This window comes from Mycobacterium sp. IDUB_28 (assembly GCF_055419285.1).
Genome location: NZ_JBVAXK010000002.1, coordinates 631,719 through 648,593 on the forward strand (window position 1 = coordinate 631,719; position 16,875 = coordinate 648,593).

The following is a 16,875-nucleotide window of genomic DNA, read 5'->3' on the forward strand; positions in this document are numbered from 1 at the left end:
GTATTAGCTGCCGATTGTATCCGGTCGCTCTTTCATTCACGCCGTACGACATCGATCGTCGTACGATTTCCTGATCTGTGTGAACTTTCCCGAATATATTCGGCACCCGGTTGCTCGGGTAAAACCCGAGGTCACCCGAGGAGCCACGCACATCGGGATTTCTAGTGAGTTCTGTATGAGTCCGGCAGGACTCGCCGACGGGACCCTGGTGGCGTGACTACCATGGCGGCGACAGAGGGACCGGAGGGGAAGAGATGGACTTCGGGGCGCTGCCACCAGAATTCAACTCTGGACGAATGTACACGGGGGCGGGATCCGGGCCGATGCTGGCCGCTGCGGCGGCCTGGGACGCATTGGCCGCAGAGTTGCATTACACCGCGGCGTCGTACCGATCGACGATCGACGGTTTGGCCGTCGGCTCCTGGCACGGTCCGGCGGCGATGTCGATGTCGGCAGCGGCGACACCGTATATGGCCTGGATGGCCGCCACCGCGACACAGGCGGAACAGGCGGGCACCCAGGCGAAGCTTGCCGCCGCGGCCTACGAGACAGCGTTCGCGGCGACGGTGCCGCCACCGGTGATCGAGGCCAACCGCGCATTGCTGATGACCCTGGTGGCTACCAACATTCTCGGACAGAACACAGCCGCCATCGCAGCCACCGAAGCGCAGTATATGGAGATGTGGGCGCAGGACGCCGCCGCCATGTACGCCTATGCGGCGTCCTCAGCGGCCGCGACCGTGCTGACTCCGTTCGAGCCGCCGCCCGAGACCACCAACGTGGCGGGGACGGCCGATCAAGCGGCGGCAGTCACGCAAGCCGCGGGCACCGCAGCCGCCACGGACATTCAGTCGCAGCTGTCGCAGCTGTTGAATCTCTTCCCGAACATGCTGCAGGGTTTGGCCACCACCACGGCCGCCGCCCCGGCGGCGACGACACCGGTCGGCAACGTCATCGAAGCCCTCTACCCGTACGCCGCAGCTATCCGCCCCTTCTTTGCTGCCGTCACCGGCGCATACAGCCCGATCATTCCTTTCGTCCTCGGTGGCGGCTGGTGGTTGTTCGGCCTGCAGATCCTCGGTCTGTCGCAGAACGCACCCGGGGTGGCGTCCCTGTTGAACAGCGGCGGCAAGCCGCTGGCCGGTCTGTCGCCGCTACGAGCCGGGTACGTGGCGTCCGCTGCGCCGGCGGGCGGGGTGGCCGGCGCGATGGGGAACTCCACGCTGGTCGGGTCGTTGTCGGTGCCGCAAGGCTGGGTGACCGAGGCGCCGGTGCTCCGGGCTATGACGTCCGTGCTGCCGGGGGCGACTCCGGAAGCACTCGCCGCGGTCCCGGCGGCGGCCGAAGGCGGCCTGTTCGGCGAGATGGCGATGGCCAGCCTGGCCGGACGCGCCCTGGCCGGGGCCACCGTGCGCACCGTCGGCAGCGGCACCGCGGGCGCCACCGGCGGCGTGGCCGCGGCCGAAGACGTCGCGACCACGGCGACCATCATCGTGATACCGGCGGACTGAGAGAGGCGGGACTGATGAGTTTCGCGGTACGACCACCGGAGATCATCTCCGCGATGATGTATGCCGGACCGGGCGCGGGTCCGATGATCGCCGCAGCCACGGCCTGGGACACCTTGGCCACCGAACTGCAGGCCACGGCATCCTCCTACGGTCTGGTCGTCGACGGCCTGGCCAACGAAACCTGGACCGGGCCCTCGGCGGCCGCGATGGCCGCAGCGGCCGCACCCTACGTGAGCTGGATGTCGGCCACCGCCGCGCAGGCCAAGGAGGCGGGCGACCAGGCCAAGGCGGCAGTGAGCGCGTATGAGACGGCCTTCGCTGCGGTGGTACCGCCGGCGGAGATCGCGCTCAACCGCAGCCAGCTGGCGCTGCTGCTGGCCACCAACATATTCGGGCAGAACACCGCGGCGATCGCTGCCCTCGAAGCCCAGTATGCGGAAATGTGGGCGCAGGACATCGCGGCGATGTTCGGCTACGCCACGGCGTCCGCGGCCGCCGCCAGGCTGACGCCCTACACCGAACCACCGCAGGTCACCAACGTGGCCGGGCTGGGCACTCAACAGAGCGCCGTCGGGCAGGCCGGCGCTTTGGCCGCGGGCACCAGGGCAGCCACCGCGGCAGCGACTGCCGCACCGACGGCGGCACCGGTCTTCCCGTTCGACGTCGTGCTACAGGCGTTGCAGGCCCTCGGCGGGGCCAGCACCTCCTACATGCAGGCCATGGGTGAGGTGCTCAACGCGCTGGGCGGTACCCCGCTGGCCGGCCCGACCTGGGAGCTGACTTTCGGGATCTTCGCCGACATCGGCCGGTTCAGCACCGTGGCCAACGACATCATGAGCGTGCCCAACCTGGGCATGACGGAGTTCAAACTGTTCTGGAAGCCGCCGCTCGAGGAGATCCCGAAGTCCGCGCTGGGAGCCGGGTTGGGGATGTCGCCGACGGCAGGTCTGACCAACGCGGTGTCGGCGGGTACCGGTGAAGCCAACGTGGTGGGCAAATTGTCGGTGCCACCGAGTTGGGCGTCGGCTACCCCTGCGATCCGGATGGTCTCCAATGCATTGCCGGCCACCAGCATGGCCGCGGCTCCGGCGGCAGCGATCCCCGCCGACCTGATCAACCAAATGGCCTTGGGAAGTCTCACCGGCGGGGCAGCCGGCACCGTCGGCGCCCAAGTGTTGAGCGGCAGCGGTGCCCGCGCCCGCGCCAACGGCGGGAAAGGCCCGGTCGAGCCGGTGAAGCTGGACAGTGTGATCGCGAAACTGCAGCAGGAACCGGAAGCGGTCCAACACTGGAACGTCGACAAGGCCGGGCTGGACGGCCTGCTCGAGAAACTGTCGAAGAAACCCGGCATCCACGCGGTGCACGTGTCCAGCGGCGACAAGCCGAAAATCATGCTGCCCGATGCGCAGTAGGGTTCGGCGATGATCCGCCTGCGAGTACTGGCAGCCGCGGTGGGTGCGGTCGCGATGCTCGGTCTCGCGGTCCCCGCGCACGGCGACCCCGGCGGTGATGACGCCGCGTTTCTGTCCGCGCTGGCCAACGCCGGCATCACGGTCCCCAACCCAGGTCAGGCGATTGCCTCCGCGCAGGCCGTATGCGGGTTGATGCGCAACGGCGAAACAGGTCTGCAGGTGCTGACCGACGTGAAGAACCAAAATCCCGCATTGACCCTGGACGGGGCGGCATTGTTCACCGCGATCGCGTCGAACACGTACTGCCCCGAGCACCTGGGGCAACCCGAGGGTGGTTATTTCTGATCTGACCGCCCGGCGAGGGCCCGTTAGCCTGTCCTCCACCTGGTGTTAACCCGAATCTGATTGGCTGCCGTAGCCCGTTGGTCCAGGGAGAGGGGGTGGCGCGGTGCAGACGCTGAGCACTGCCGAGTTCGCACTGCGCCTCTGCGTCGGAGTCGGATGCGGCGCGCTCATCGGCCTGGAACGCCAGTGGCGGGCCCGGATGGCGGGCCTGCGCACCAACGCGCTGGTCGCGACCGGTGCCACCTTGTTCGTGCTGTACGCCGCCGCCACCGAGGACAGCAGCCCCACCCGGGTGGCGTCCTATGTGGTGTCCGGTATCGGCTTCCTCGGCGGCGGAGTCATCCTGCGCGAGGGCTTCAACGTCCGCGGGCTCAACACCGCAGCCACCCTGTGGTGTTCTGCGGCGGTCGGGGTCCTGGCGGCGTCCGGACACCTGGCGTTCGCGCTGATCGCCACCGGCACCGTCGTTGGCATCCACCTGCTGGGGCGGCCGCTGGGCCGGATCATCGATCACGACAATTCCGGTGAAGAGGACGAGAGCCTGGAGCCCTACCAGGTTCAGGTGATCTGCCGGCCCAAGTCCGCGAAGTACGCCCGCGCCCAGATCGTGCAGCACACCAGCGGCAACGACATCATCCTGCGCGGCATCCACACCGGACAAGCCGGCTTCGACCACGGCAACGACAACATCGCGCTCACCGCGCATGTACTGGTCGACGGTCACTCGCCGGCCAAGCTGGAGCGACTGGTCGGCGAGTTGTCCCTGCAACCTGGCGTCTACGCCGTGCACTGGTACGCCGGCGAGCCGAGCAGTCCGATCCTGCCCGACCCGCAGTCCGACTGATCAGGGCCGGGCCTGCAGTTCAGGTGCGGCGGCGGCCAGCAGATCGGCGCGGTCGGCGGACAGCGGCGGATAGATGCGTCGGCCGTTGATCGTTTGCTTGGTCGCTTTGGCCGCCGCGCCTTGAGCCACCACCATGCGGTCCCAGCCTTCGGTGTACACCGCGCCGGCAGGTCCCAGGTCGAGCACAGTGACATACCACGGGATCCGCAGCGTCAGCAGCGGCGCACCGAACAAGTCGCTGATCACGTTGTAGCCGGCATAACGGCCCATCGGGCGGCCGTGCTGACACGACATGACCGACAGATGCTCGTCGTCCAGCCGCGCGGCCGCCACGTCGCCGGCGGCGAATATCGACGGCACGCCGATCACCCGCAGGTGGTCATCCACCGGCACCCGGCCCAGCCGGTAGCGGGCCACCGGTAGCTGTTCGGTCAGCGGGCTGGCGCGCATGCCCGCACACCACACCAGGGCGACGGCGTCGATCCGCTCGCCCGACGACAACGTCACCCCGTCCGGATCGACCCCGGCGACGCTGACCGCGGTCCTCACCTCAACCCCGTTGTCCGACAGCGCTGCCAGGATCACCGGTCGCGCTGACGCACCCATGTCCGAGCCGACCTCCGTGTGGTCGATCAGCACCACCCGCGGTGTCAACCCCAGCGCACGCAACCGTTCGGGTAACTCACAGGCGGTCTCGATACCGGTCAGTCCCGCCCCGACCACGACCACCGTCGCCGACCCAGCGGCCGGCAGCCGATCGGCGACCTCGCGCAACCGCCGTTCCAATCGCAACGCGGCGTCGTAGGTGTCGATGTCGAAGCCGAATCGGCGCAGCCCGGGCAGGTCGGGTCTACTGAGCCGACTACCCGCGGCCAGCACCAGACGGTCGTAGGGATAGGTCGTGCCGGCCGCGGTGGTCACGGTGCGGGCGTCGGCGTCGATCCCGCTCACCTCGGCGGTGACGTGTCCGACACCGACCGGATCGAGCAAGTCGGCAAGCGGCAGCCGACAGGCGCTCAGGTCCGCCTCGTAGTTACGCACCCTGATGTCGTGAAACGGCTTGGCGCTCAACACCGTGACGTCCACGGTTCCCGGCGCGACGCCGAGTTCGTCGAGCCGACGCGCGGCGCCCAGTGCGGCCCACAGCCCCGCGAACCCGGAGCCGATCACCACGACGCGGCTCAACCGGACAACACCGTACGAATCTGGCCGAGCGTCGCTTTCGCCTTGGGTCCCGGCAGCAACATCCAGGTATGCATGCCTCCCTCGAGCTCGTACCAGCCGATGTCGAGGCCTTCGCTGCTCGCCCGCCGGCGAAACGCACGCGCGTCCGGGTTGAGCACGTCATGAGTGCCGGTGAACACCGTCAGGCGCGGCAGCCCGTCCAGGGGTCCGATGCTCGGGCTGAGCAAGGGGTGGTCCAGCGGGTCCCCGCCCGCATAGCGGATACCGGCGGCCCGCAGGTCGTCGAGGTTGAGAAACGGATCGATCTTGGCGACCTTGAGCACCTCGGGGTCCGGTAGTCCGAGGTGCATCCAGGGGGAGAGCAGCAGCGCGTCGGTGGGCTGGGGGAGTCCGGCGTCGCGCACCGCGTGACACAACGCGAAGGCCATCCCACCGCCGGCTGAATCGCCCATGAAAGCAATCGATTTCGGATCGTGCGTGTCCAGTACCTGCCGGTAGACCTGCAGCAGGAACGGAAAGACCTGGCGGTAACTGTGTTCGGGGGCGATCGGGTAGATCGGCACCACCAGGGTGCGGCGCAGCACGTGCGCCAGCCGGGCGATGGCGGGCCAGTGGAAGTGTGGCAGCAGATCCAGCACGTAGGCGCCACCGTGCAGGTAGAGCACGTGGCCGGTCAGTTCGCCGGCGTCGACGTGGCGCGGGGTGACTTGATACACCGGGCGGCCGTTGAGGTCGGTACGGACCACGTCGATCTTCTTCAGTACCAGCGACGAGGGCCGGCCGCAGTAGGGCGGGCGCGGATGCGCGGCCCAGTGTTCGAGTTTGGCCGGCGGAAACATCCGGTTGCGCACGCCGGACGCGCGCAGCAGCCGCTGGGTGACGTGCGGTTTACGGATCGGGCGGATCATCTCGTCTTCGGTTCGTCAATCGGCACGGGTTCAGTAATCTGTCCAGTGTGAATGGTGTCACGGACTTTTTCGCCGGCCTTCCCGCCGAGCTACGGGATCCGGTGCTGTTCGCCATTCCGTTTTTCCTGCTGCTGCTGACGCTGGAGTGGACGGCGGCGCGCAAACTCGAGAAATTTGACGCGGCGGCCGGCACCGGGGACCCGGGGCATGCCAGGCCGGCGTCAGGTGCCTACCTCGCTCGCGATTCGATGGCCAGCATCTCGATGGGCCTGGTGTCGATCGCGACCACGGCGGCCTGGAAAGCGTTGGCGCTGTTCGGATACGCCGCGTTGTATGCCTATGTCGCACCATGGCACCTCCCTGCGACCAAGTGGTACACGTGGGTCGTCGCGTTCCTGGGTGTCGACCTGCTCTACTACGCCTATCACCGCGCCGCCCACCGTATTCGGCTGATCTGGGCTACCCACCAGGCTCATCACTCAAGCGAATTCTTCAACTTCGCCACCGCGCTGCGCCAGAAGTGGAACAACAGCGGCGAGATTCTGATGTGGGTGCCGCTGCCGCTGCTGGGCGTGCCGCCGTGGCTGATCTTCTTCAGCTGGTCGCTGAACCTGATCTACCAATTCTGGGTGCACACCGAGCGCATCGACAAACTGCCCCGGTGGTTCGAGTTCATCTTCAACACGCCGTCGCACCACCGGGTGCATCACGGCATGGACCAGCCGTACCTGGACAAGAATTACGGCGGCATCTTCATCGTCTGGGACCGGCTATTCGGCAGCTTCCAGCAGGAACTGTTCCGGCCCCACTACGGGCTGACCAAGCCGGTCGGCACCTTCAACATCTGGAAACTGCAGACCCGCGAATACGTGGCGATCGCTCGGGACCTGCGCTCGGCGCGGGGGCTGCGCGCCCGCCTGGGATATGTTTTCGGCCCGCCCGGTTGGACGCCGCGCGAGAGGCGGCAGACCGCGGACGCCACCCCGCTGGCCAGCGCTCGGTAACGCTGCAGCCCGTCCGCGCGAAAGCCTTAATGTTGACGTTATAGCGCCGTGACCTGATGGACGGCGTGTCGATCACGACGGATGGGAGGCCTTCGTGGGCCGCACACTAACGCGGGCAGTCCTCGCGTCGATGATGTCCGCGGCAGCGGCCTTCGGGCTGTCGCCGGCCACCGCCAGCGCCGACCCGCCGCTGGTGTTCCCGGGAATGGAAATCCATCAGGACAATCGCGTCTGCACGCTGGGGTTCGTCGACATCGCCCGGCGCATGGCGTTCAGCGCCGGGCACTGCCGCGGCGGCGGGTCGGTTTACGACGGCAACAACAACCTGATCGGTCACGTGGTGGCGTCGCGGGACAACACCCCGACCGGGTCGACGGTGGCCACCGATCAGCCCATCGACGACTACGAGGCGATCGCGCTGGCCAACGGCGTCACCATGAGCAACATTCTGCCCGGCGGCCGCGGCCTGGTGTCCACCGGCGCGGCACCGGCCCCGGGACAGGCCGTCTGCCACTTCGGAGTGACCACCGGCGAAACCTGCGGCACCGTGGAAAGCGTCAACAACGGCTGGTTCACCATGTCGCACGGTGTGCAGACCCAACAGGGCGATTCCGGCGGGCCGGTGTACCTGACCAACGGCTCCGCCGGTCAGATCATCGGGATCTTCAACAGCATCTGGGGCGATCTGCCGGCCGCGGTGTCCTGGCAGAGCGCCTCCGAGCAGGCCCGCCACGACCTGGGGGCCGGCGCGAGCTAGCGGCACGAGCTCGGCCCGAACGCGGGCGCAGGGCGATCGTGTCAGACTTGACCGTGGGCACACGCCAGGACTCGCCGGAGGACATCGAGGCCGCGGTCATCGATGCCTATGCCGACCTCGCCGACCAGGTGGACCGGGCACGAGACGGGGCCGGCGGCGAATCGTGGAGCCACGAGGTGATCGCGATGGCTCACGCCATGCGCGAGTGGGCGGTGGCGCACCCCGCCCGGTGGGGACTGCTCTACGGCAGTCCAGAGCCCGGCTTTCCCGCGCCCGAAGATCGTGCCCGACCGATCGGCACCCGCATCGTGGCGTCGTTCCTCGATGCCGTCGCCGCCGGGATCACGACCGGTGACATCGTGCTGGTCGACAGCCACGCGCCGCAACCGACATCCTCCGACTTCCGGCGGCTGCGCGACGTGTACGCCTTCCCCGGTGACGACCACGTCGTCGGCAAGTGCTTCCTGCTGTTCGCCGGCGTGGTGGGAGCGATCAGCCTCGAGGTGTTCGGAAAGTACGGCACCGACACCCTCGGCGATGCTGCGACGGTTTTCGACACCCAGGTGCGCCTGCTGGTCGAGGTTCTGGCCCGACACTGAGCATCAACTAGAACACGTTCACCGCCGTGTCCGCGCCCGCGGCGCGGCGGACACGGCAAAGTGCTCACCAGCAGCCCTGGCCGGCGCGCGACTGGGATATTCTGCGAGACGATGAACCTCCTCGTTCAGTCGCCCATTCAAATCGCCTGGGTGGCGGCGGATCTCGGCACCACCGAAACCGCTCTCACCGGCCTGTTAGGCGTTCGCAAGTGGGTGCGGATCCCAGAGGTGCACTTCGGTCCCGAGACGTGCACGTACCGCGGCGAGCCGGCGGATTTCGTCGCGAATATCGCCCTGAGCTACCTCGGAGACATGCAGCTGGAGCTGATCGAGCCGGTCCGCGGGGAGAATATCTATAGTGACTTTCTGCGGGACCACGGCCCCGGTCTGCACCACATCTGCGTGGCGGCCGAAACTCTCGCGAAGTTCGACGCTGCCCTCGCCGATGCCGCGACCCGGGGTGCGACGGTCGTGCAACAGGGCGTGATGCCCGGCGGAATGCATTTCGCCTATGTGTCGGCGCCGCAGGCGGGCGTGCCGTTCGTGGAGATCGCCTACCTGTCCGACGAGATCAAAGCGTTCTACGACTACCTGAAACGGGAGCAGTGATGAGCCGCTCCGACGACGTGCGCAACAACCAGGAGGGGCCCCGATGAGTACCGACATCCCAGCAACGGTCCGGGTGGACACGGTCGGGTCCTGGTCGGACGAGGTCGACGTGCTGGTGCTCGGTTTCGGTATCGCCGGCGGGTGTGCTGCGGTCAGCGCAGCCGCCGAAGGCGCCCGGGTGCTGGTGCTGGAACGCGCGGCCGCGGCCGGTGGCACCACCTCGATGGCCGGCGGGCACTTCTATCTGGGTGGGGGCACCGCGGTCCAGGAGGCCACCGGGCACTCCGACTCTGCGGAGGAGATGTACAAGTACCTGGTCGCGGTGTCGCGCGAGCCCGAACTGGACAAGATTCGCGCCTACTGCGACGGCAGCGTGGAGCACTTCGACTGGTTGGAGGGGCTGGGGTTCCAGTTCGAGCGCAGCTATTACCCGGGCAAGGTGGTCGTACCCCCGGGCACCGAAGGTCTCAGCTACACCGGCAACGAGAAGGTATGGCCGTTCTGCGAGCAGGCCGTCCCGGCGCCGCGCGGGCACTCCGTGCCGGTGCCCGGCGAGTTGGGTGGTGCGGCGATGGTGATCGACCTGCTGCTCAAGCGCGCCGACGAGCTCGGCGTAGCCATCCGCTACGAGACCGGGGCCACCAATCTGATCGTGGACGACGGCGGTGCTGTCGTCGGGGTGAGCTGGAAGCATTTCGCCGACACCGGGGCCGTCCGGGCCAAGGCGGTGGTGATCGCCGCCGGCGGTTTCGCGATGAACCCGGACATGGTCGCCACTCACACGCCCGCCCTGGGCCAGCAACGGCGCACCAAACACCACGGGATGGTCGCGCCCTACATCCTGGGCAACCCCAACGACGACGGCCTGGGTATCCGATTGGGTGTCTCGGCAGGCGGCGCGACCAAGTACATGGACGAGTTGTTCATCACCGCGGCGGCCTATCCGCCGGAGATCCTGCTGACCGGGGTGATCGTCAACAAGGAGGGCAAGCGGTTCGTCGCCGAGGACTCCTATCACTCGCGTACCTCGGCGTTCGTCCTCGAACAGCCCGAGCAGACCGCGTACCTGGTGGTCGACGAAGCACACATGCAGATGCCCGAGATGCCGCTGATCAAGTTCCTGGACGGCTACGAGACGATCGCCGAAATGGAGGAAGCGCTGGGCATCCCCGCCGGCAACCTCGCCGCGACGCTGCAGCGCTACAACGAATTCGCCGCCAAGGGCGACGACCCGGATTTCCACAAGCAGCCGGAATACCTTGCGGCACAAGATAAGAGTCCGTGGGCGGTGTTCGACCTGTCGCTCGGGCGGGCGATGTACTCCGGCTTCACCATCGGTGGCCTGGCGGTGACCCTGGACGGGCAGGTGCAGCGCGCCGACGGCAGCGTCATCCCGGGTCTGTATGCCGCCGGCGCCGGCGCCTCCAACATCGCCCAGGACGGCAAGGGATACGCCAGCGGGACGCAGTTGGGTGAGGGATCCTTCTTCGGGCGCCGCGCCGGAGCGCACGCGGCCGCGGCGGCGACGACCTAGACCTGCGCGGGCTCCTGATCCACCGGGCCCAGCCGCCACCGGCCGCCGCCCAGCAACTCCAGCCGGCGTTCGTGCAGCAACTCGACGGCCCGGTGGTGGCTCACACTGACCACCACACAATCCGGCAGTTCGCTACGCAGCAGCTGGTAGAGCGCGAATTCCAGCCCTTCGTCGAGAGCCGACGTGCTCTCGTCGAGGAATACCGCCTTCGGCTTCGTGAGCAGGATGCGGGCGAACGCGACGCGCTGCTGCTCACCGGGGGAGAGCACCTTGGCCCAGTCGCGCTCTTCGTCCAGCCGATCGCACAGGGGCGCCAACGCGACCTTGATCAGCGTCTCGCGCAGCGTGTCGTCGGCGACATCGTCGGGTGCATTCGGGTAGCTCACCACGGTGCGTAGGGTGCCCAGCGGCACGTAGGGCAACTGGGACAGGAACATCGTCTCGTTCTCACCGGCCGGGCAGCGCAACGTGCCCGAAGCGTAGGGCCACAGTTCGGCGAGGCTACGCAGCAGCGTCGTCTTCCCCGACCCGGATTGGCCCACGATCACCAGCGACGAACCCCGATCGAGCTGCACGTCGACCGGGTCGATCAGGCGGTCCCCGGCGGGACTGCGCACCTCGATGTCGGCGAGTTCGACGACTGCGTCCCGGCTCGGCTGCACCAGCACCGACGGCAGCGCGCGACCCTTCTGGTTCGCGTCCACCAGTCCGTGCAGCCGGATGATCGCGGCGCGGTAGGGCGCGAACCTGTCGTAGCTGTAGCGGAAGAACGATAGGCCGCCCTCGATGTGGGTGAACGCGCTCGCCGTCTGCCCGACGTCGCCCAAGGTGATCTGCCGGGAGAACAACCGCGGTGCCTGCACCACCCAGGGCAGCGGGACGATCGACTGACCCATCGTCCAGTTCCAGCCGTCGAAGATGATGGTCCGCCGGACGTACCGACGGTAGTTGTCGATGATCGGCGTGAAGCGCCGCCACAGCTGCGCACGTTCGACCCGCTCGCCGCGGTAGAAGCCCACCGCCTCGGCCGCGTCGCGCAATCGCACCAGGGCATAACGGAATGCGGCGTTGAGCTTCTCGTTGGAGAAGCTCAGCCAGATCATCGGCCGGCCGAGCCGGAAGGCCACCACGGTCGCCACCACCACATAGACCAGCACGATCCAGAACATCGCGCGGGGCAGCCCGACACCGAAAATTTCCAGCCGTCCGGACAGGTTCCACAGAATCGAGGCGAACGAGATCACCGCGGCGATCGCATGCACCGCACCGAACAGCAACATCCCCTGCGCCTGGTTGCCGGGTGCGTTCGCGGTGCCGCCGACGCCGGCGGTGAAGACGTCGACGTCCTGCTGGATGCGCTGGTCGGGGTTGTCGATGGGCTCCTCGATGAACAGGTCCCGGTAGTAGGCCCGGCCGTCCAGCCAGTCGTCGGTGAGCCGGGCGGTCAGCCAGATGCGCCATCTGATGACGAACCGCTGGGTCAGATAGATGTCGAGGAGGATCCGCCCGATGAAGATGGCGGCCAACACGCTGAAGTGCAGCAATGACATATAGAAGCCGTGCCTGCCGGAACGGGTGACTGCGGCATTTCCCGCGCCCATGCCTTCGAACGCGGCTTGCAGCGAGTCGTACAGATCCTTGCCCTGGTAACTGAACAACACGTCCAGCCGCACCGAGAACAGCACCATCATCAGCAGCACGCCCAGCATCAGCCACACGCGGACGGCGTGCGGGCCCGTGAAGTAGTCGCCGGTGATCCGCCAGAACTGCCGGCCCCACACGGTCGCATATCGCAGCACGACCACCACGGTCACGATGCAGGCCGCACTGATCAGCCACGCAAGTGCGAGCCATTCAATGGAGTCCAGGGGTGCCGCAGACCAGTCGATGGACGGCTGGAACGGCTTCTTGTCCAACTTCGACGCCTCCTAGCAGGCTGGCACGCGACGCGTACTTCCCCGCGAAGGTACCCGAGCGCGGCGGTTAGGCTGCCGGGATGAGCACCGCAGCTCCACCCACCGTCCACGCCGGCCGGCTCATCGCCCGCCGGCTCAAGGCCAGCGGCATCGACACGATGTTCACTCTGTCCGGCGGGCATCTGTTCTCGATCTACGACGGCTGCCGCGACGAAGGGGTGCGGCTGATCGACACCCGCCACGAGCAGACCGCGACGTTCGCCGCGGAGGGCTGGTCGAAGGTGACCCGGGTGCCGGGTGTGGCCGCGTTGACGGCGGGGCCGGGTATCACCAACGGCATGAGCGCCATGGCGGCCGCGCAGCAGAATCAGTCCCCGCTGGTGGTGCTGGGCGGCCGGGCACCGGCGTTGCGCTGGGGAATGGGTTCGCTGCAGGAGATCGACCATGTGCCGTTCGTGGCGCCGCTGACCCGTTTCGCTGCCACCGCCCAGTCAGCCGAGGACGCGGGCCGGCTCGTCGACCAGGCACTGCGGGCCGCGGTGGGCGCACCGTCGGGGGTGGGATTCGTCGACTTCCCGATGGATCACGTGTTCTCCATGGCCGACGACGACGGGCGCGTCGGTGCCCTGTTCGACCTGCCGGAACCGTCGAGCGCCGACACCGACGCGCTGGACCGGGCAGCCGACCTGCTGTCCAAGGCCCAGCGGCCGGTCATCATGGCCGGCACGAATGTCTGGTGGGGACGCGGGGAGATCGCACTGCTGCGCCTCGCCGAGCAGCTGGGCATTCCGGTGCTGATGAACGGGATGGCCCGCGGCGCGGTGGCCGCCGACCATCCGCTGGCGTTCTCCCGGGCTCGTTCGAAAGCGTTGGGCGGCGCCGACGTGGCGCTGATCGTCGGCGTCCCGATGGACTTCCGGCTGGGCTTCGGCAAGGTGTTCGGCGAGCAGACCCAGCTGGTGGTGGCCGACCGGGCCCGCCCGGAGCGTGGCCATCCGCGCCCGGTGGCCGCCGAGCTGTACGGCGACCTCGACGCGATCCTGTCGACGCTGGCCGGATGCGGCGCGACCGGGCACCAGAGTTGGATCGACGAGCTGCGGCTGGCCGAATCCGCCGCGCGCGACCTGGAACAGGCCGAACTCGCCGAAGACCGCATCCCGCTGCACCCGATGCGCGTCTACGCCGAGCTGGCCCCGCTGCTGGATCGCGACGCGATCGTGGTCATCGACGCCGGAGATTTCGGCTCCTACGCCGGCCGGGTGATCGACAGCTACCAGCCGGGCTGCTGGTTGGACAGCGGCCCGTTCGGCTGCCTGGGCTCGGGTCCCGGATACGCGTTGGCGGCCAAGCTCGCTCACCCGGACCGGCAGGTGGTGCTGCTGCAGGGCGACGGCGCGTTCGGGTTCAGCGGGATGGAATGGGACACCCTGGTCCGGCACAACGTGCCGGTGGTGTCGGTGGTGGGCAACAACGGCATCTGGGGTTTGGAGAAACACCCGATGGAGGCGCTGTACGGCTACTCGGTAGTGGCTGAACTGCGTCCGGGCACCCGGTACGACGAGGTGACCCGTGCCCTGGGCGCGCACGGCGAACTGGTCTCGGCACCGGCCGAGCTTCGCCCTGCGCTGGACCGCGCCTTCGCCAGCGGGCTGCCTTCGGTCGTCAACGTCCTGACCGATCCCAGCGTCGCCTACCCGCGCCGCTCCAACCTGGCGTAAATGCCGCCGCGTACCGTTGGGCTGTGCCTAAGACCACCCGTTCCCAACCCGGCCGTCTGAGCGGCCGCTTCTGGCGTCTGCTGGGCGCCAGCACCGAAAAGGACCGCAGCCGCTCGATGGAGGTCGTGACGGCTTCCGAGGACTACGACAAGGAAGCCGCCGACCTCAGCGACGAAAAGTTGCGCAAGGCCTCCAAACTGCTCAACCTCGACGATCTCGCCGATTCCGACGACATCCCCCAGTTCCTGGCGATCGCCCGGGAGGCCGGTGAGCGGACAACCGGGTTGCGCCCGTTCGACGTCCAGCTGCTGGGTGCGCTGCGCATGCTCGCCGGGGACGTCATCGAGATGGCCACCGGTGAGGGCAAGACGCTGGCCGGTGCGATCGCGGCGGCCGGGTACGCGCTGGCCGGCCGACACGTGCACGTGGTGACCATCAATGACTATCTGGCCCGCCGGGACGCCGAATGGATGGGTCCGCTGATCGAGGCGATGGGCCTGACGGTCGGCTGGATCACCGCGGAGTCCAGTAGTGCGGACCGCCGCGCGGCCTACGACTGCGACGTCACCTACGCCTCGGTCAACGAGATCGGGTTCGACGTGCTGCGCGACCAGTTGGTGACCGACGTCGAGGACCTGGTCTCCCCGAATCCGGACGTCGCCCTGATCGACGAGGCCGACTCGGTACTGGTCGACGAGGCGCTGGTACCGCTAGTCCTGGCCGGCACAAGCCACCGCGAGACCCCGCGGGTGGAAATCATCAACCTGGTCGGCCGGTTGAACCCGGAGACCGATTACGACACCGATTCCGACAGCCGCAACGTCCATCTCACCGAATCGGGTGCCCGCAAGGTCGAGAAGGCGCTCGGCGGAATCGACCTGTACTCCGAGGAACACGTCGGCACCACGCTGACCGAAATCAACGTCGCCCTGCATGCGCACGTCTTGTTGCAGCGCGACGTGCACTACATCGTGCGCGACGACGCGGTGCACCTGATCAACTCCTCGCGCGGGCGCATCGCGCAGCTGCAGCGCTGGCCCGACGGTCTGCAGGCCGCCGTCGAGGCCAAAGAAGGCATCGAGACCACCGAGACCGGTGAGGTGCTCGACACCATCACCGTGCAGGCGCTGATCAACCGGTACACCACAGTGTGTGGCATGACCGGCACCGCGCTGGCCGCCGGTGAGCAGTTGCGTCAGTTCTACAAGCTGGGTGTGTCGCCGATTCCGCCGAACACACCCAATATCCGCGAGGACGAATCCGATCGGGTCTACATCACCGCGGCCGCCAAGAACGACGCGATCGTCGAGCACATCGCCGAGGTGCACAAGACCGGGCAGCCGGTGTTGGTAGGCACCCGCGACGTCGCCGAATCCGAGGACCTGCACGAGCGGCTGTTGCGTCGCGACGTTCCCGCGGTGCTGCTGAATGCGAAGAACGACGCGGAAGAGGCGCAGGTGATCGCCGAGGCCGGCAAGCACGGCGTGGTCACCGTGTCGACGCAGATGGCCGGCCGGGGCACCGACATCCGGCTGGGCGGATCCGACGAATCCGACCACGACCGCGTCGCGGAACTGGGCGGCCTGCACGTGGTGGGCACCGGCCGGCACCACACCCAGCGGCTGGACAACCAACTCCGGGGCCGCGCGGGACGCCAGGGTGACCCGGGCTCGTCGGTATTCTTCTCCAGCTGGGAGGACGACGTGGTGTCGGCCAACCTCGACCACAACAAGCTGCCGATGCAGACCGACGAAGACGGCCGCATCGTCAGTCCGAAGGCGGCCGGACTGCTCGATCACGCGCAGCGGGTCGCCGAGGGCCGGATGCTCGACGTGCACGCCAACACCTGGCGCTACAACCAGCTGATCGCCCAGCAGCGGGCGATCATCGTCGATCGCCGGAACACGCTGCTGCGCGACGCGACCGCGCGCGAGGAACTCGAGGAGCTGGCCCCCAAGCGATACAAGGAGCTGGCCGAGGATCTCTCCGAGGAGCGACTGGAGAAGATCTGCCGGTTGATCATGCTCTATCACCTCGACCGCGGCTGGGCTGATCACCTCGCGTATCTGGCCGATATCCGGGAGAGCATCCACCTGCGGGCACTGGGTCGGCAGAATCCGCTCGACGAGTTCCACCGGATGGCAGTGGATGCGTTCGCCTCGCTGGCCGCCGATGCGATCGAGGCGGCGCAGCAGACGTTCGAGACAGCGAACATCCTCGAAGACGAGCAGGGGCTGGACCTGTCCAAGCTCGCCCGGCCGACGTCGACGTGGACCTACATGGTCAACGACAACCCGCTGTCCGACGACACCCTGTCCACGCTGAGCCTGCCCGGCGTCTTCCGCTGAGCTCCGGCTAGACACGCCCTCCGCGTGCGGACGGCATCGTCGGCGGCCCCGGCTGCATCGCCCACCTCCTCAACCCTCCGCGTGCGGACGGCATCGTCGGCGGACCCGGCTGCATCGCCCACCTCCTCAACCCTCCGCGTGCGGACGGCATCGTCGGCGGGCCCGGCTGCATCGCCCACCTCCTC

14 protein-coding genes are annotated in these 16,875 nt (G+C 67.9%); 11 read left to right on the top strand and 3 right to left on the bottom strand.

Annotation, left to right across the window (positions count from 1 at the left end; translation table 11 throughout):
* Window positions 1-254: 254 nt before the first annotated feature.
* The 4 genes from ACZYZ9_RS06705 (at window position 255) to ACZYZ9_RS06720 (ending at window position 4,112) form a co-directional block, all read left to right on the top strand.
* A complete protein-coding gene (locus tag ACZYZ9_RS06705) occupies window positions 255-1,511 on the top strand; it encodes a PPE family protein (RefSeq protein WP_463825418.1) in 1,257 nt (418 codons plus the stop codon).
* Between the two features lie 14 nt (window positions 1,512-1,525).
* Complete coding sequence (locus ACZYZ9_RS06710; RefSeq protein ID WP_463825419.1) at window positions 1,526-2,923, top strand: PPE family protein; 1,398 nt, start codon at window positions 1,526-1,528, stop codon at window positions 2,921-2,923.
* A 9-nt stretch (window positions 2,924-2,932) separates the two neighbouring features.
* Window positions 2,933-3,268, top strand: a complete 336-nt coding sequence (locus ACZYZ9_RS06715; RefSeq protein ID WP_463825420.1) for a DUF732 domain-containing protein — start codon at window positions 2,933-2,935, stop codon at window positions 3,266-3,268.
* 103 nt (window positions 3,269-3,371) lie between these two features.
* A complete protein-coding gene (locus tag ACZYZ9_RS06720; protein ID WP_463825421.1) occupies window positions 3,372-4,112 on the top strand; it encodes an MgtC/SapB family protein in 741 nt (246 codons plus the stop codon).
* On the opposite strand, the gene ACZYZ9_RS06725 is transcribed toward ACZYZ9_RS06720, so the two are convergent.
* Together ACZYZ9_RS06725 and ACZYZ9_RS06730 are read right to left on the bottom strand one after the other, a co-directional pair.
* Window positions 4,113-5,297, bottom strand: a complete 1,185-nt coding sequence (locus ACZYZ9_RS06725; protein ID WP_463825422.1) for an NAD(P)/FAD-dependent oxidoreductase — start codon at window positions 5,295-5,297, stop codon at window positions 4,113-4,115.
* Complete coding sequence (locus ACZYZ9_RS06730) at window positions 5,294-6,205, bottom strand: alpha/beta hydrolase fold domain-containing protein (protein ID WP_463825423.1); 912 nt, start codon at window positions 6,203-6,205, stop codon at window positions 5,294-5,296. The genes ACZYZ9_RS06725 and ACZYZ9_RS06730 overlap by 4 nt, the downstream gene beginning before the upstream one ends.
* A 47-nt stretch (window positions 6,206-6,252) precedes the next feature.
* On the opposite strand from ACZYZ9_RS06730, the gene ACZYZ9_RS06735 reads away from it, so the two are divergent.
* From ACZYZ9_RS06735 to ACZYZ9_RS06755, 5 genes are all read left to right on the top strand, one after another.
* The gene (locus ACZYZ9_RS06735) at window positions 6,253-7,209 is read left to right on the top strand and encodes a sterol desaturase family protein (protein ID WP_463825424.1); all 957 of its coding nucleotides are present in this window, start codon (window positions 6,253-6,255) and stop codon (window positions 7,207-7,209) included.
* Between the two features lie 94 nt (window positions 7,210-7,303).
* The gene (locus ACZYZ9_RS06740; protein ID WP_463825425.1) at window positions 7,304-7,966 is read left to right on the top strand and encodes an Rv1815 family serine proteinase; all 663 of its coding nucleotides are present in this window, start codon (window positions 7,304-7,306) and stop codon (window positions 7,964-7,966) included.
* On the top strand, window positions 7,912-8,565 hold the full coding sequence (locus ACZYZ9_RS06745) for a TetR-like C-terminal domain-containing protein (protein WP_463825474.1): 654 nt from the start codon (window positions 7,912-7,914) through the stop codon (window positions 8,563-8,565). Before ACZYZ9_RS06740 ends, ACZYZ9_RS06745 begins: the two co-directional genes overlap by 55 nt.
* Before the next feature lie 111 nt (window positions 8,566-8,676).
* Window positions 8,677-9,174, top strand: a complete 498-nt coding sequence (locus ACZYZ9_RS06750) for a VOC family protein (RefSeq protein ID WP_463825426.1) — start codon at window positions 8,677-8,679, stop codon at window positions 9,172-9,174.
* Between the two features lie 43 nt (window positions 9,175-9,217).
* Complete coding sequence (locus ACZYZ9_RS06755; RefSeq protein ID WP_463825427.1) at window positions 9,218-10,708, top strand: FAD-binding protein; 1,491 nt, start codon at window positions 9,218-9,220, stop codon at window positions 10,706-10,708.
* Here the strand turns inward: ACZYZ9_RS06755 and ACZYZ9_RS06760 are convergent.
* Window positions 10,705-12,624 (bottom strand): ABC transporter ATP-binding protein/permease, encoded by a 1,920-nt coding sequence (locus ACZYZ9_RS06760; protein WP_463825428.1) that lies wholly within the window; start codon window positions 12,622-12,624, stop codon window positions 10,705-10,707. The two genes, ACZYZ9_RS06755 and ACZYZ9_RS06760, sit on opposite strands and share 4 nt — an antisense overlap.
* An 80-nt stretch (window positions 12,625-12,704) precedes the next feature.
* Here ACZYZ9_RS06760 and ACZYZ9_RS06765 point away from each other — a divergent pair, with 80 nt between their 5' ends.
* A complete protein-coding gene (locus tag ACZYZ9_RS06765) occupies window positions 12,705-14,342 on the top strand; it encodes an acetolactate synthase (protein WP_463825429.1) in 1,638 nt (545 codons plus the stop codon).
* Window positions 14,343-14,365: 23 nt separating this feature from the next.
* Entirely contained in the window at window positions 14,366-16,690 is a 2,325-nt protein-coding gene (gene secA2, locus ACZYZ9_RS06770; protein ID WP_463825430.1) for an accessory Sec system translocase SecA2, read from the top strand.
* The last annotated feature ends 185 nt before the right edge of the window (window positions 16,691-16,875 follow it).

Excerpts from the sequence above, each read along its gene's own strand:
- ACZYZ9_RS06765 (WP_463825429.1), top strand. The coding sequence starts at position 12,705 with ATGAGCACCGCAGCTCCACCCACCGTCCACGCCGGCCGGCTCATCGCC.
- ACZYZ9_RS06750 (WP_463825426.1), top strand. The coding sequence starts at position 8,677 with ATGAACCTCCTCGTTCAGTCGCCCATTCAAATCGCCTGGGTGGCGGCG.
- ACZYZ9_RS06705 (WP_463825418.1), top strand. The coding sequence starts at position 255 with ATGGACTTCGGGGCGCTGCCACCAGAATTCAACTCTGGACGAATGTAC.
- ACZYZ9_RS06715 (WP_463825420.1), top strand. The coding sequence starts at position 2,933 with ATGATCCGCCTGCGAGTACTGGCAGCCGCGGTGGGTGCGGTCGCGATG.
- ACZYZ9_RS06755 (WP_463825427.1), top strand. The coding sequence starts at position 9,218 with ATGAGTACCGACATCCCAGCAACGGTCCGGGTGGACACGGTCGGGTCC.
- ACZYZ9_RS06710 (WP_463825419.1), top strand. The coding sequence starts at position 1,526 with ATGAGTTTCGCGGTACGACCACCGGAGATCATCTCCGCGATGATGTAT.
- ACZYZ9_RS06730 (WP_463825423.1), bottom strand. The coding sequence starts at position 6,205 with ATGATCCGCCCGATCCGTAAACCGCACGTCACCCAGCGGCTGCTGCGC.